11 protein-coding genes are annotated in these 12,408 nt (G+C 60.3%); 2 read left to right on the top strand and 9 right to left on the bottom strand.

From position 1 onward, the window contains the following. Positions 1–4 precede the first annotated feature (4 nt). Together PJL69_RS09185 and PJL69_RS09180 are read right to left on the bottom strand one after the other, a co-directional pair. Complete coding sequence (locus tag PJL69_RS09185) at positions 5–1,231, bottom strand: carbohydrate ABC transporter permease (protein WP_271309371.1); 1,227 nt, start codon at positions 1,229–1,231, stop codon at positions 5–7. 69 nt (positions 1,232–1,300) lie between these two features. Continuing rightward, the gene (locus PJL69_RS09180; RefSeq protein ID WP_271309370.1) at positions 1,301–2,659 is read right to left on the bottom strand and encodes an ABC transporter substrate-binding protein; all 1,359 of its coding nucleotides are present in this window, start codon (positions 2,657–2,659) and stop codon (positions 1,301–1,303) included. Positions 2,660–2,862: 203 nt separating this feature from the next. Here PJL69_RS09180 and PJL69_RS09175 point away from each other — a divergent pair, with 203 nt between their 5' ends. Both PJL69_RS09175 and PJL69_RS09170 read left to right on the top strand, forming a co-directional pair. Further along, positions 2,863–3,915 (top strand): LacI family DNA-binding transcriptional regulator, encoded by a 1,053-nt coding sequence (locus PJL69_RS09175; protein ID WP_271309369.1) that lies wholly within the window; start codon positions 2,863–2,865, stop codon positions 3,913–3,915. 1 nt (position 3,916) lies between these two features. Continuing rightward, positions 3,917–5,242 (top strand): GH1 family beta-glucosidase, encoded by a 1,326-nt coding sequence (locus tag PJL69_RS09170; protein WP_271309368.1) that lies wholly within the window; start codon positions 3,917–3,919, stop codon positions 5,240–5,242. Here the strand turns inward: PJL69_RS09170 and PJL69_RS09165 are convergent. Genes PJL69_RS09165 through PJL69_RS09135 form a run of 7 tightly spaced genes read right to left on the bottom strand, consistent with a single transcriptional unit; the run spans position 5,239 to position 12,403 of the window. Then, complete coding sequence (locus PJL69_RS09165; RefSeq protein ID WP_271309367.1) at positions 5,239–5,967, bottom strand: copper homeostasis protein CutC; 729 nt, start codon at positions 5,965–5,967, stop codon at positions 5,239–5,241. The genes PJL69_RS09170 and PJL69_RS09165 overlap by 4 nt on opposite strands. Then, positions 5,954–7,093: an N-acetylglucosamine-6-phosphate deacetylase gene (locus tag PJL69_RS09160; RefSeq protein ID WP_271309366.1), complete on the bottom strand. Its 1,140-nt coding sequence runs from the start codon at positions 7,091–7,093 to the stop codon at positions 5,954–5,956. Before PJL69_RS09160 ends, PJL69_RS09165 begins: the two co-directional genes overlap by 14 nt. Beyond that, positions 7,090–8,319 carry a class II D-tagatose-bisphosphate aldolase non-catalytic subunit gene (locus tag PJL69_RS09155; protein WP_271309365.1) on the bottom strand — a complete coding sequence of 410 codons (1,230 nt, stop codon included), beginning with the start codon at positions 8,317–8,319 and terminating at the stop codon, positions 7,090–7,092. The genes PJL69_RS09160 and PJL69_RS09155 overlap by 4 nt, the downstream gene beginning before the upstream one ends. Further along, positions 8,309–9,217, bottom strand: a complete 909-nt coding sequence (locus PJL69_RS09150; RefSeq protein WP_271309364.1) for an ROK family protein — start codon at positions 9,215–9,217, stop codon at positions 8,309–8,311. The genes PJL69_RS09155 and PJL69_RS09150 overlap by 11 nt, the downstream gene beginning before the upstream one ends. After that, positions 9,214–10,275 carry an SIS domain-containing protein gene (locus PJL69_RS09145; protein WP_271309363.1) on the bottom strand — a complete coding sequence of 354 codons (1,062 nt, stop codon included), beginning with the start codon at positions 10,273–10,275 and terminating at the stop codon, positions 9,214–9,216. The genes PJL69_RS09150 and PJL69_RS09145 overlap by 4 nt, the downstream gene beginning before the upstream one ends. After that, complete coding sequence (locus PJL69_RS09140) at positions 10,272–11,270, bottom strand: SIS domain-containing protein (RefSeq protein WP_271309362.1); 999 nt, start codon at positions 11,268–11,270, stop codon at positions 10,272–10,274. Before PJL69_RS09140 ends, PJL69_RS09145 begins: the two co-directional genes overlap by 4 nt. Further along, positions 11,267–12,403 carry a Gfo/Idh/MocA family protein gene (locus PJL69_RS09135; RefSeq protein WP_271309361.1) on the bottom strand — a complete coding sequence of 379 codons (1,137 nt, stop codon included), beginning with the start codon at positions 12,401–12,403 and terminating at the stop codon, positions 11,267–11,269. Before PJL69_RS09135 ends, PJL69_RS09140 begins: the two co-directional genes overlap by 4 nt. Between the last annotated feature and the right edge of the window lie 5 nt (positions 12,404–12,408).

Below are 12,408 nucleotides of genomic sequence, written 5' to 3'. Positions count from 1 at the left end.
CTCCTCAGCGCAGTTCTTTGCGGGCCTGCACCACGTTCCAGATCAGGATCGGGGAGACGAGCAGCATGATGATGATGGCACTGGCAGAGCCCACGCCCCAGTCATTGGCGCGGAACAGCTTGTCATACATGTAGTTGGCCAAGACCTGCGTTTCCCACTGGCCGTTGGTCATGGCAAACACGATGTCAAAGACCTTGAGCACCACCAGCGTGATGGTGGTCCAGACCACTACAATTGTGGGCATGATCTGCGGCACTTTGATCTTGAAGAAGATCTGAAACGGGTTGGCCCCATCCAGAATGGCGGCCTCGATGGTTTCCTCCGGGATGCCACGCAGCGCGGCGGAGAGGATCACCATGGCAAAGCCGGTCTGGATCCAGATCAGCACCACCATCAGGAAGAAGTTGTTGTAAAACGGCAGGGTCAGCCACGTTTGAGGCGCGCCATATTCAAGCTCGGTGACAAAGACCGTCACCGCATTGCTGAGCGCGGTATAGGCAAACCATAGGCCAACAGCCGCGCCGATCACGCGCAGGGCTTTGGTCAGCATATTGCCTGTGCGCTCCAGCAATGGTCGCAGCAGCAGATAGGCGACATAAGTCACAATTCCGGCAAAGCTCAGCAGAAGCACCGCAGGCATCAGTTTCAGGATCAAAAAAGAGCCTATTCCACCTTCAAACTGCAACCAGACCGCATTTAAGATGCCAATCTGTTCATTACCCGCGGGGCGCGCATCATAGACCAGCTTGAAGATCACTGACGCGCCGACAAAAGAGATCGCCATGGGCATGAAGATCAGGGATTTGGCGACATTACCCCAGGAAATCCGGTCGGTCAGCTGCGCCGCCAACAGGCCAAAGGCGGTGGAGGCGGCAGGCACCACAATCAGCCACAGCATATTGTTGCGCATCGCCTCCCAGAATTTGGGTTCGGCAAACATCTGGCTGTAGTTGGCGAGGCCCACAAAGGCCTCATCCTGCGTGCGGTCCGTGAGAGACAGCCGCAGTGTCTCAATCACCGGATAGCCGAGGTACAATCCCAGCGCGAGAATCGCAGGGCCGAGAAACAGCCACGGGCGGATCATGTTTGCGCGGTTGATATTGCGCCCCGCATTGGGGCCCACTGGCGGAAACAGGACTTTATCCAGAAAGAGATTGGACAGGTAGAAATAGCCAAGACAGCCACTCACACCAATCGCAATGGTCACAAGACCAAGCAGGGCCGGAGACATGGCGCACCCCTTTTTTTGAACTGTGCCGCCCCGAATGTGGGGCGACACGGGTTTGGCGTCAGAGCGCGCTTATTTCAGCGCGTCCCAGCTGTCCTGAATTTCGGTCGCCACAGTGGCGGCGTCCTTGCCGCTGGTGAAATCGACCATGCCAGTCCAGAAAGAGCCTGCGCCCACGCCACCCGGCATCAGGTCAGAGCCGTCAAAGCGGAAGGTGGTTGCATTCACCAGAATATCTGCCTGGCCGCGCAGGGCATCATTGAGGTAGGTCTCTGGGTTCACGCTTTTTAGCGGTGTCAGGAAGCCCGACTGCGCGCCAAAGACTTCATGCGCCAGTGGTAGCTGGAAAAATTCCATCAGCGCGCTTGTGGCATCAGACGGATCGGTGATCGCCATCAATGTGCCGCCGCCCAGAACCGGATTGCCGAGGTCCTTGCCCGCGTAAGAGGGGAAGTAGAAGAAATCCACATCTTCGCCAAACTCAATGCCTTCGGGGAAGAAGGCCGGCACGAACGAGGCCTGACGGTGCATGTAGCACTCTGCCGGGGCGGCAAACATGCCTTTCGGGCTGTCGCGGAAATCAGTGGTGGCCACGGCACCTGCGCCGCCAGAGACTTTGGCGTCATCGCCCACAAACCAGCCGAACTCTTCAATGGCCGCAACCACGCGTTCGTCGTTGAACGGGATATCGTTGGTGGTCCAGGCGTCATAAACATCGGCGGGTTGGGTGCGCAGCATGATGTCTTCGACCCAGTCAGTGGCGGGCCAGCCGGTTGCCGCGCCGGATCCCAGACCGATGCACCAAGGGGTTTCGCCATCGGCCACGATCTGCTCGGTCAGCGCGCGCAGATCTTCCATGGTTTCAGGCACCTCATATTCGGCATCCTCAAAGTTCTCCGGGATGTACCAGACCAGCGATTTCACGTTCACATTGTAAAAGAAGCCATAGTGCTGATCCGCGCCGTCTTTGTCGGCATAGGTGCCAAGATCAACCCAGCTTTTGCCCGCGCCGTAATTTTCAACGGTCCAGGGCGCCATGCTCGCAGGCAGCGGTGAAAGTAGGCCGCGCGCGGCCATGTCTGCTGCAAGGCCGGGCTGTGGGAACACGGCAATATTGGGGGCGGAGCCCGCTTCGGCATCAATCACGATCTGCTGCTCAAAGCTGTCAGAGCCGGTGTAGATCGCCTCTGCCCCCGTCGCATGGGTGAAATAGGCCAGCACCGAACGAAACACTTCATCTTCAGGCTGCAGCCATGGACCGGCGACCGTCACGGTCTGTCCGCTCAGATCCGGCGCGTTTTCGGCCCATGTCTTGTAGCTGTCCCAACTGAATGCACCCTCCCCCGGCGCAAATTTCAGGTGGCCATCGGCCAATGCGGTGCTTGCCATCAGCGCCAGCGCAGCGGCGCTCGCATAAAGTTTCGGTGTCATGGATGTCCTCCCAGTTTCCATTCCTGTGGATAGATTACCAAAGCGCTTTGAATTTTGCAATCCGCAAGAAATCCACCGACTTGTGCCAGAGAAATATATGATTTATGAGTGATTTCAGGAGGAATACCTTTGGTTCTGTTGTCAGGCACGGTCTGTGTTTTTGCCAACAATCAAAGCGCTTTGAGGAATAATCGTCAAAAATCATGAACCTGAAAGAGCTCTCAGAGAAACTGGGCCTATCGCAGACCACAGTGTCGCGCGCACTCAATGGCTACCCGGAAGTGCGCGAATCAACGCGCCAGAAAGTGCTGGAGGCGGCGCGCGCCCATAACTATGCGCCCAACACGCGTGCCAAGACATTGGCGACCGGGCGGGCGATGACCATCGGCCACGTGCTGCCCGTTTCCAAAAAGCATGAGATGGTGAACCCGATCTTTGCCGATTTTATTGCCGGGGCGGGGGAGATCTATTCAGACAACGGATATGATCTGCTGCTCTCTGTGGTGAATGACGAAGACGAAGAAGCCAGCTATCGCAAACTTGTTTCTCGTGGTGCTGTGGACGGGCTGATCGTGCATGGCCCCAAGGTGGATGACCGTCGCATCGCGCTGTTGCAGGAGCTTAGCGTGCCTTTCGTGGTGCATGGCCGCTCTACTGAAGTGAGAGAGCGATACAGCTGGGTGGATGTGAACAACAAGCGGGCCTTTCAACGGGCCACGGAATTCTTGCTGGATCTCGGGCATCGCCGCATTGCTTTACTGAACGGGTTGGCAGATATGGATTTCGCCACCCGACGGGGCGCGGGCTATGTGGCAGCGCTGGAGGGGCGCGATGTGCCTCTGCGACCTGACTTGGTGTTTCATGACGAGATGACCGAAAACTACGGCTATGAAACCTGCCGCAAAGCGCTGGCGATGGAGAAGCCGCCAACCGCCTTTGTGGTGTCCTCGATCATTCCGGCCATTGGTCTGCGTCGCGCACTTTCGGAGGCCGGGTTGACGATGGGCCGTGATGTGTCTGTGGTCATCCATGATGATGCGCTCAGCTATTTCAGCAATGATGGCGATATTCCCGCCTTCACTTCTGTGCGCTCGTCCGTGCGCGAAGCCGGACGCAAAGTGGCGCATGCGCTGATTGACATGATCACCAATCCCGGCACCGATCTGCCACAGGTGATGCTGGAGGCAACACTGACGGTGGGCCAATCCACCGGTCCTGCCCCTGCGTTGCGCCAGGCATTAAAGCAGGAAGTCTGACATGATCACCCACAAACGGTCCGACTTTCCGCAAGACTTCCAGTTTGGCGTTGCGACCTCAAGCTACCAGATTGAGGGCCACAGCTTTGGCGGCGCCGGGCGCACCCATTGGGATGATTTCGCGGCCACCCCGGGCAATGTGGTGCGCGCTGAAAATGGCGCGCTGGGCTGTGATCACTACAACCGTCTGGAAGAGGATCTCGATCTCATCGCTGGGCTGGGGGTGGACACGTATCGTTTTTCCACCAGCTGGGCGCGTGTGCTGCCAGAGGGGCGCGGCACCCCCAATCAGGAAGGGCTCGATTTTTATGACCGTCTGGTGGATGGGCTGCTTGCGCGGGGTATCAACCCGGCACTTACGCTCTATCACTGGGAGCTGCCCTCCGCCCTGGCCGATCTGGGCGGGTGGCGCAATCGCGATATTGCGAGCTGGTTTGGCGACTATACCGACACGCTCATGCGTCAGATTGGGGATCGTGTCTGGTCCGTCGCGCCGATCAACGAGCCTTGGTGTGTTGGCTGGCTGAGCCATTTTGTTGGCGCCCATGCGCCGGGGCTGAGCGACATCCGCGCCACCGCGCGCGCCATGCACCATGTGCTTCTGGCCCACGGCACTGCCATTCAGGTGATGCGCGGCCATGGCATGAAAAACCTCGGCGCGGTGTGCAATTTTGAGTGGGCCGCGCCGGTTGATGACAGTGCAGAGGCCGCCGCCGCCGCCGCGCGCTATGATGCGATTTACAACCGGTTCTTTCTGGGCGGGCTGTTCAAAGGGGCCTACCCCGATCTGGTGCTCGAAGGGCTTGGCCCGCATCTGCCCAAAGGTTGGCAGGATGATTTTGATGTCATCACCACGCCTGTGGATTGGAGCGGGTTGAACTATTACACCCGCAACCTCATTGGTCCGGCCGCGGCGCCCTGGCCAAGCTATAGCGAGCACACCGGTGAATTGCCGCTGACCTCTATGGGCTGGGAGATCTATCCTGATGGGCTGCGTGATTTCCTTATCCGAATGGCGCGGGAATACACCGGCGATCTGCCGATCTATGTCACAGAGAATGGCATGTCAGCGCCTGACCAGATCACCGGTGGCGCGGTTGATGATCCACATAGAATATCCTACCTGAACGCCCATCTCGATGCCGTCAAACAGGCGCTGGCCGCAGATGTGCCACTGAAGGGCTATTACATCTGGTCGCTGATGGATAATTACGAATGGGCGCTGGGCTATGAGAAGCGCTTTGGCCTGATTCGTGTGGATTTTGACAGTTTTGCGCGCACGCCGAAGGCATCTTATAACGCTTTGGCACAGGCGCTGCGCAGCTAGGTCTGTGCGAGGTGGTCTAACGCGGCGCGAAAGGCCTGCACGGTCGCTCGGTCTGTCACACGCTGGGTTTTGGCAAAGCCAAATTGCTGCAAATCAGCGGCCACAGGCATGTCTTTCGCACAGGAGCTGTGAAAGGATGTAACGCCTGTCATATCTGCAATTTCAGCCAAGTTAGAGACTGAAACGCCGCTGCCCGCCATGATCTCGATCCGCCCGTTTGCTGTGCTGTACAGACGTGCAATCTGCGCCAGTCCGTCAACCGCCTTGGGCGCTCCGCCGGATGTCAGGATACGGTCTATGCCTAGTGTGATGGCCTGCTCCATCGCCGCGATGGGATCCGGCAGCAGGTCGATCACCCGATGCAGCGTGACCTCCAGCCCTTTGGCGGCGCGTATCAAAGTGGTGAGCGTTTTCAGATCCAGCGCATCCCCCTTGCGTGCGCCGATGACCACACCGGTCAAACCGGCCTCTTTCACCGCTGCGATGCTGGCACACATGGCTGTTGTTTCTGCCGCGTCATAGCAGAAATCCCCGGCGCGGGGGCGGATCATCACATGGCCTGGAAGGCCACTCTGCGCCGCCAGCGCAATCAGCCCGGGATCGGGTGTGAGGCCCCCCAAGTCCAGCGCGCTGCACAGCTCGATCCGATCCACCAACCCGGCACAGGCATTCAACCCGGCAGGAGTGTCGATGCAGACCTCAAATGTGAGCCTATTCCGCCGCATCGGGGGCTTTTGGCGCAGTGAGAGCCTCTGCAAGCGTGCCCGTCACGGTGTGGTCTTCATCCAGCAGGATCAGATCTTCGACAGGGCGGTTGAGCGGGCTTGCGAGCGCAGGCAACCCCATGCAGGTCGCAGGGGTGGTGATCGCCATGCGCAAGGCCGCCTCCGGTGACAGCCCGATCTTTGAAATCAGGCGCTGCACGCCCTGTGCCTGCGTGATATGCGCCCCGGCCAAACCGCCCTGACGGTTGATCAGACGCCCGTCGCGCAGCGCAACCTCATGGCCATAAAGGTCAAACCGATCCGGCCCGCCAACCGTGGCCATGGAATCCGAAACCAGCATCATGCGATCCGGCACTGGGCGCGCGCGCAGCGCCAGCCCCACCATGCTGTCAGCCACATGAAAGCCGTCGCAGATGATCCCGGCGTATAGTGATGAGTTGATCACCGCGCCAACCACACCCGGTTCCCGGCTCGTCATGGGCGACATCGCGTTGTAAAGATGGGTGGCGCAGCGCACGCCAGCAGCAATCGCGGCCTCTACCTGCGTGGCGGTGGCATCGGAGTGCCCAACAGAGACTATTGCGCCCCAACTTGCCAATTCTCTGATCTGCTCCAGCGTGACCGCCTCAGGCGCCAAAGTGATCATCACAGGCACATCCGTTTCACGCAGATGCTGCACCACATTCATTGTGCGCGCATCCAGCGGGCGCACATAGGCACCATCGTGGGTGCCTTTGCGGGGCTCAGAGATATGCGGCCCCTCAATGTGCAACCCAATAACGCCCGGCAGCCCTTTGGCGGCGACGATCGCATTTGCGGCTTCTTCCAGCACCTCTGGCCGATCCGTGATCACAGTGGGCAACAGCGCCACCGTGCCAAACCGCCGATGCGCCGCTGCGATGGTGGCGATGCCCTCCCGTGTTGGGCTGGTGTTCAACAGCACGCCGCCACCGCCATTGACCTGCAAATCCACATAGCCGGGCGTCAGCGTGCCTGTCACGGGGGTCGCGCCAGCGGGGGTCTCTGCCATCTCGGTGACAATCCCATTGTCCACCCGCAGAGCCATCCCTGTGCGCAGGTCCTTGCCGTCAAACAGCTGATCTGGGGCCAGCCACTGCGTGCTCATGATGTCACCTCAAGAAAGTAGGGCTCCAGCGCCAATTCGATCTGCGCATCCACCAGCCGCTGCGCTTGCGCACCGTCCAGCATCTCGGCACGGGTCAGCGTGGCCTCATCAAAGGCGGTTTGCAGTGCCGCGTCAGGTATAACGGAGGGCAGATCATCAAACAGCGCCTTCACAGCAGCAACCGCCTTGGGCTGCGGCCAGTAATAGCGGATACGATCCGCCAGCCCGAAATGACGCTGCTGATACAGCGCATCCTCGGCCCCATGATAGTGCCCCTGCCAGTGTTTTGGCGTTTCCAACATCACTTCTTCCATTGCCGCCTGCAGCGCGCCTTTGGCGCCGCGCAGTGTGTCCAGCGCATAAAGCGCCTCGCGGTAGGCAAAGGTCAGCGCCGGGCCGACCTTTTGGAACGCAAAGCCCAGCTCTGCAAGCCGGTGAAACACCTCTGGGTGCTGATAATCCGTCGAATGCGCCTCAAGGCAGACATTGGGATAGTCCTTCAGGGCCGCGAGAAAGCCCGGATCCCGCGCCAGTGGCATGTGATGCACTTCGGTCGGGCTGAATTCCACACCGGGCTGCACCACCAATCCGCCAATCGCGGGGGCCAGATCGCCAAAGGTCTCGATGTGCATGGCGAGGGTTTTGGCCGCGTCAGTTGCGTCGGTGGGAGGGATATCTCCGTCCTCATCCATGCGCGCGCCGCCCGGAGGGGGCACTTCGGTGCCGACCACAAACAACAGATCTTCGCCCGCCTCGGCACAAATCCGTGCCAAATCGGCAGAGCGGCTGGCGGTCTGATCGTCGTTGAGCTGCGCTGCCTCGCCCGCACAGCCTTCGGAGCAATCCAGGTGGATCTTGCCAAACCCGGCTTTCACATAATCACGCACCAGAACGCGCGCCTTTTCCATCGCCGCCTCGGCAGGCATTGCGCGCCAGGCCTGTGGGCCGAGATGGTCCCCGCCAAAGATGATGCGCCCGCGATCCACGCCGGCATCATCGGCTATGTCATGCACATATCGGATGAAACCTTCCGGCGTGATCCCAGTGTAGCCGCCGTCCTGATTGACCTGATTGGAGGTGGCTTCGATCACCACCTGCTGATCCTTGCGCTCTGCAAGCGCGAGCGAGGCACGCAACACATCGGGATGCGCGGTGCAGACCGAGGGAATGGCCACCGGCGCACCGTTGCGGTTCAGGGTGATGATCTTGCGGAGTTCATCCGTCATGTTGTGTCTCCTGCCAGGCTGCATAGGCAGCCCCTCGTGCGCCGCTGGCGTCGCCGCCCTCAGCCAGTACCAGCTTTGCGGCCAAGAAATCCCCGATCTGGGCGTCTTGTGCGGCGGCTGAGATGTCTTCGATCACACCGTCGATCTGGCTCAGACCACCGCCCAGTACGATCACATCGGGATCGACAGTCAGTGTCAGCCCGTGGATCATCTCGGCGGCAAGGCTGGTCCAGACTTTCCAGACCCGCGCCATATCGCCCTTGCGGCGTTCAGCTATTTCTGGCGGAGAGAGCGCGAGCCCGCTCAGATGTTGTGCCAGCGCGGTCAGTCCGGGCCCCGCCACATAGGTTTCAATACAGCCCAATCGGCCACAGCCACAGCGATGGATTGGCAGCCTGTAACGGCTCACAATATGCGCGGGCGCAGCGATGTGGCCAAACTCACCGCCCGTCAGGGTTGGGCCTTTTAACAGAGACTGATTCACCACAATACCGCCGCCAATGCCTGTGCCGATGATCAGGGACATCACGGTGTTGTGGCCGCGCCCTGCGCCAAAAATCGCCTCTGACAGCCCCAGTGCGCGGCAGTCATTCACATAGGTGATAGGGCGTCCCAAAGCGGTGTTCAGATGGGCGGGAAACGGATGGTCGGTGGCGGGCAGATTGGCGGTCAGCGCGAGGCCGGTTTTGGGGTTTATCAGACCGGCCGCCCCCACACCCACCGGCAGCGCCATTCCGGCTTCCGCTTCGGCCCATCGGACCTGATCCACCACAGTTGTGACCAGCTCTTTGTAAGTTTTTGGCGTCGGCGCGCGGTGGCGCGTCACTTCGCGCCAGTCTTCATCAAACAGGCGCACCTCACATTTAGTGCCTCCCAGATCGATGCCGGCGACTGTCATGCGTCTGCTCCGTCGCCAACACCATGCAGGGTCACCCCTGCCACCACACGGCTGAGCGTGCCTTGGCCGGTGAAGGGATCATCCACATTCAGGCCCAGATCTGCGGCCCATTTAACGCCATCGATTTGCGCCGCAGCGATGCACAGTGGTGCTGCCCAAGCGGTGCCAAAGGGCATTGGGATGTCGATATCACCCCCCGGGCCAATCTCTGTTACCCGCGCGTCGGGGAACTGCGCGCGCAGCTCTGTCACCAGATCGGTGTCATAGGCGCGGGTGGGCGATTGCGGACTTGAGAATACGGTGATCGCGGTCTCTCCGCGCACGAAGGACTTTGGCCCATGGCGGAAGCCAAGGCTGCTGTCCCACAGCGCAGGTGTCTGCCCGGCGGTCAGCTCCATCACCTTCAGCGCTGCCTCCCGCGCCGCATAGGTCAGCGGGCCAGAGCCGACATAAACCGCGCGCTCCGGGCGCGGCGTGCCAAACTGCGGCAACAGGGCGTCGAGCTGATCGGCCAGCGCCGCAAAGCGCGCAGGCACATCACAAGGCGCATCAAACAGGGCCAGCGCGGTCAGCAGCATGGTGGAAAAGCTGCTGGTCATGGCAAAGCCCGCGTCATGGGTCACTTCGGGCAGGTTGATCACCTTCAGTGGGCCGGGAGAGGGGCGGGTTGCCAGCGCGCCGTCCGGGTTGCAGGTGATGTGCAAACGCGGTGCATCTGGGGCCAGTGCATCCAGCGCATCGAGCGTGCCAAGGCTTTCGGTGGAATTGCCTGAGCGGCCAAAGCTCACCACCAGCGGGCGGTTGCCCGTCAGAAACGCACGCGGATTGGCTACCAGATCGGTGGAGGGCACAGAGCGCGTGCCCGGCACAGCCGCGGCGATGATGTCGCCGATATAGGCGCTGGTGCCTGCACCGCAGAACCACACCTCGTCCGCGCCCTGTTCCGCAATCCAGGCGCGCAAGCCAGCCACGTCAAACGCCGCGCCCCAGGCGCGCCAAACCGCAGGTTGTTGATGAATTTCGCGCCAGGTGGCCCAGCTGTTCAAAGAGTCGGTCATGTGGTTTGGGTCACTTTCGAGAGCGTTTCCGGCGCATCTGGGTTCAATCCCAAAGCCAGCGCAGTTTCAAGGATCACAGGGTAGATCAGCGCAAGCAGGTAAGCCGCCGCCGCCGCCGGGGTCAGCGGCCCCTCACAAAGTGCGCTCACCCGCAGGCGATGCACGTCACAGCCTTCTGCCTGAAACCGCGCTTCTGCCTGATCGAGGCTGTCCTGAATGTCGGCCCGCCCGGTGTCTAGGATCATCACCATGAGCGGGTTGGTGGCCAGTTGTAGAGGGCCATGCAGCACCTCGGACGAGGAGTAGGCTTCGGCATGAATTGCGCAGCATTCCTTCAGCTTCAACGCCACCTCATGGGCAGCCCCAAAGCCGGTGTCCCGCCCAATCACATAGACGCTGCGCGCCCGCAGGAAAGCCGCGCGGATTGCCGCTGCATTTGGCAGCGCAGCGGGCGCGCCTGCCAGCGTTGCCGCAGAGCTCTTGGCGTCATATTTCGGCTCTAATCCAGCCAAAAGTGCCATACCTGCCGCGATTGATCCAACCACAGTTTTGGTGGCAGGCACCGCATTTTCAGGCCCAGCAGCAATGGGCACGGTCACTTCTGAAACCTGTTCTACCGGGCTGTTTGGCTGGTTGGTGATTGCCAGCACTTTTGCACCTCGCGCCCCTGCGCCTTTGGCACTGCGCACCAGATCCTCACTCGCGCCAGATTGGCTCACCACCAGCGCGGCGGTGCCCGCCATCTTCACACCATCACCAATGGAAAACACCGAAGGCGGCAGCGATGTGACCGGTACGCCCAGCACGCGCATGAACTCATAGGAGAGAATATTGGCCGCCGCATCAGAGGAGCCCCGCGCAATGGTGTAAAACGCCCGCACATCCCCTATGTCGGGCAGGGCCACCGCCTGTGTCGCCGCCCGCGCAAAAACACCCAGCGCTTCGCCACTTTCCTGCGCCATCCAGGCGCCCGGAACATCCGCTTTCATCGTCATTCCCGCAATCCAAACTTGTCAAACTCGGCCCAGATCGGGGCCATATCAATCATGCTGCCGTTGATGCGTGCCTCATCCAGTGCCATGGCCACCAGCCCGGCCTCAAGCGCATCCACAACGCCCACCGGCAGGCTGTCGCTCTCGCCTTTCAAAAAGGCGACGATGTCATCCACCATCATGTGATCCGCACCGTAGTGGGCAGAGGCGCGCGCGGCTTCCATCTGTGTGTAATCGTGATCGGCAATCACGCTGCCATCCCGCGCCGTGGCCCGCACAAAGCCGCGCATAAAATCGCCCTCAATCATGCCAAGCGCGCCCATCACACAGAAGCGGCGGTGCTCATCGGGCACATTGATATTGGTGTGAAAACTCATCGACGCGCCGCTTTCATAGTGCAGGATTGCGGTCTGGTGATCGATTATATCACCGTCGCTGTGAAATGGATCATCCACGCTTTCCCATACGCTTTTCTTGCGATGCATGATCTCATTTTCGGCGTTTGATGTGGGTGCAAATTCCGGCACAAAAGATCGCCGCCCGCCAAAGCTCGCCACGCGGCTGGGGCGCGAGCCCGTCACCATGTTGTAGATGTCCAGATCGTGACAGCATTTTTCCAACATAAAGCCGCCAGACCAGCGCACCATCCGCCGCCAGTCCCGCATGAAGAACGCCCCGTGATACGGCGCAATATGTTCGCTCGCTTCAATCGAGGTGATCGGCCCGATCTGATCCAGCACACGGCGCAGGTCCACCATATGTTGCGAATAGCGCAGCACCAGCCCGACCATCACACGATCTGTGCCATGTTCGGCGAGAAGCGCGGCCAGCGCCATGGTCTCCTCTTTGGTGGTGACCACGGGCTTTTCGGTGAAAATCCGCACCCCGGCGGCCAGTCCTGCCTTGATATGCTCCAGATGGAAACTGTTCGGTGAGCCAACAAAAAACAGATCCGGCGATGTGTCGGCGAGCATGGTCTCAACATCGTCAAACTGCGGCACATCGGTGCCAATCATTTCCAGATGGGTGGGCTGTGGATCATAAAACCCGACAAATTCCACCTCGGGCATGGCTTTTTTCAGGATGGAGAGCACATGCCCCGCCCGAAGCCCGATCCCTGCTGTGACAACACGCATGGCTT

The sequence above is a fragment of the Shimia sp. MMG029 genome (assembly GCF_027947445.1).
In the GTDB taxonomy this organism is placed as follows: Bacteria; Pseudomonadota; Alphaproteobacteria; order Rhodobacterales; family Rhodobacteraceae; genus Shimia.
The sequence above is the reverse complement of the archived record's forward strand: the minus strand, read 5'-3'. Positions and strand labels throughout refer to the sequence as shown.

What these genes read in the sequence shown, in the direction of transcription:
- PJL69_RS09185 (WP_271309371.1), bottom strand. Translation starts at nt 1,231, where the DNA reads ATGTCTCCGGCCCTGCTTGGTCTTGTGACCATTGCGATTGGTGTGAGT.
- PJL69_RS09180 (WP_271309370.1), bottom strand. Translation starts at nt 2,659, where the DNA reads ATGACACCGAAACTTTATGCGAGCGCCGCTGCGCTGGCGCTGATGGCA.
- PJL69_RS09175 (WP_271309369.1), top strand. Translation starts at nt 2,863, where the DNA reads ATGAACCTGAAAGAGCTCTCAGAGAAACTGGGCCTATCGCAGACCACA.
- PJL69_RS09170 (WP_271309368.1), top strand. Translation starts at nt 3,917, where the DNA reads ATGATCACCCACAAACGGTCCGACTTTCCGCAAGACTTCCAGTTTGGC.
- PJL69_RS09165 (WP_271309367.1), bottom strand. Translation starts at nt 5,967, where the DNA reads ATGCGGCGGAATAGGCTCACATTTGAGGTCTGCATCGACACTCCTGCC.
- PJL69_RS09160 (WP_271309366.1), bottom strand. Translation starts at nt 7,093, where the DNA reads ATGAGCACGCAGTGGCTGGCCCCAGATCAGCTGTTTGACGGCAAGGAC.
- PJL69_RS09155 (WP_271309365.1), bottom strand. Translation starts at nt 8,319, where the DNA reads ATGACGGATGAACTCCGCAAGATCATCACCCTGAACCGCAACGGTGCG.
- PJL69_RS09150 (WP_271309364.1), bottom strand. Translation starts at nt 9,217, where the DNA reads ATGACAGTCGCCGGCATCGATCTGGGAGGCACTAAATGTGAGGTGCGC.
- PJL69_RS09145 (WP_271309363.1), bottom strand. Translation starts at nt 10,275, where the DNA reads ATGACCGACTCTTTGAACAGCTGGGCCACCTGGCGCGAAATTCATCAA.
- PJL69_RS09140 (WP_271309362.1), bottom strand. Translation starts at nt 11,270, where the DNA reads ATGACGATGAAAGCGGATGTTCCGGGCGCCTGGATGGCGCAGGAAAGT.
- PJL69_RS09135 (WP_271309361.1), bottom strand. Translation starts at nt 12,403, where the DNA reads ATGCGTGTTGTCACAGCAGGGATCGGGCTTCGGGCGGGGCATGTGCTC.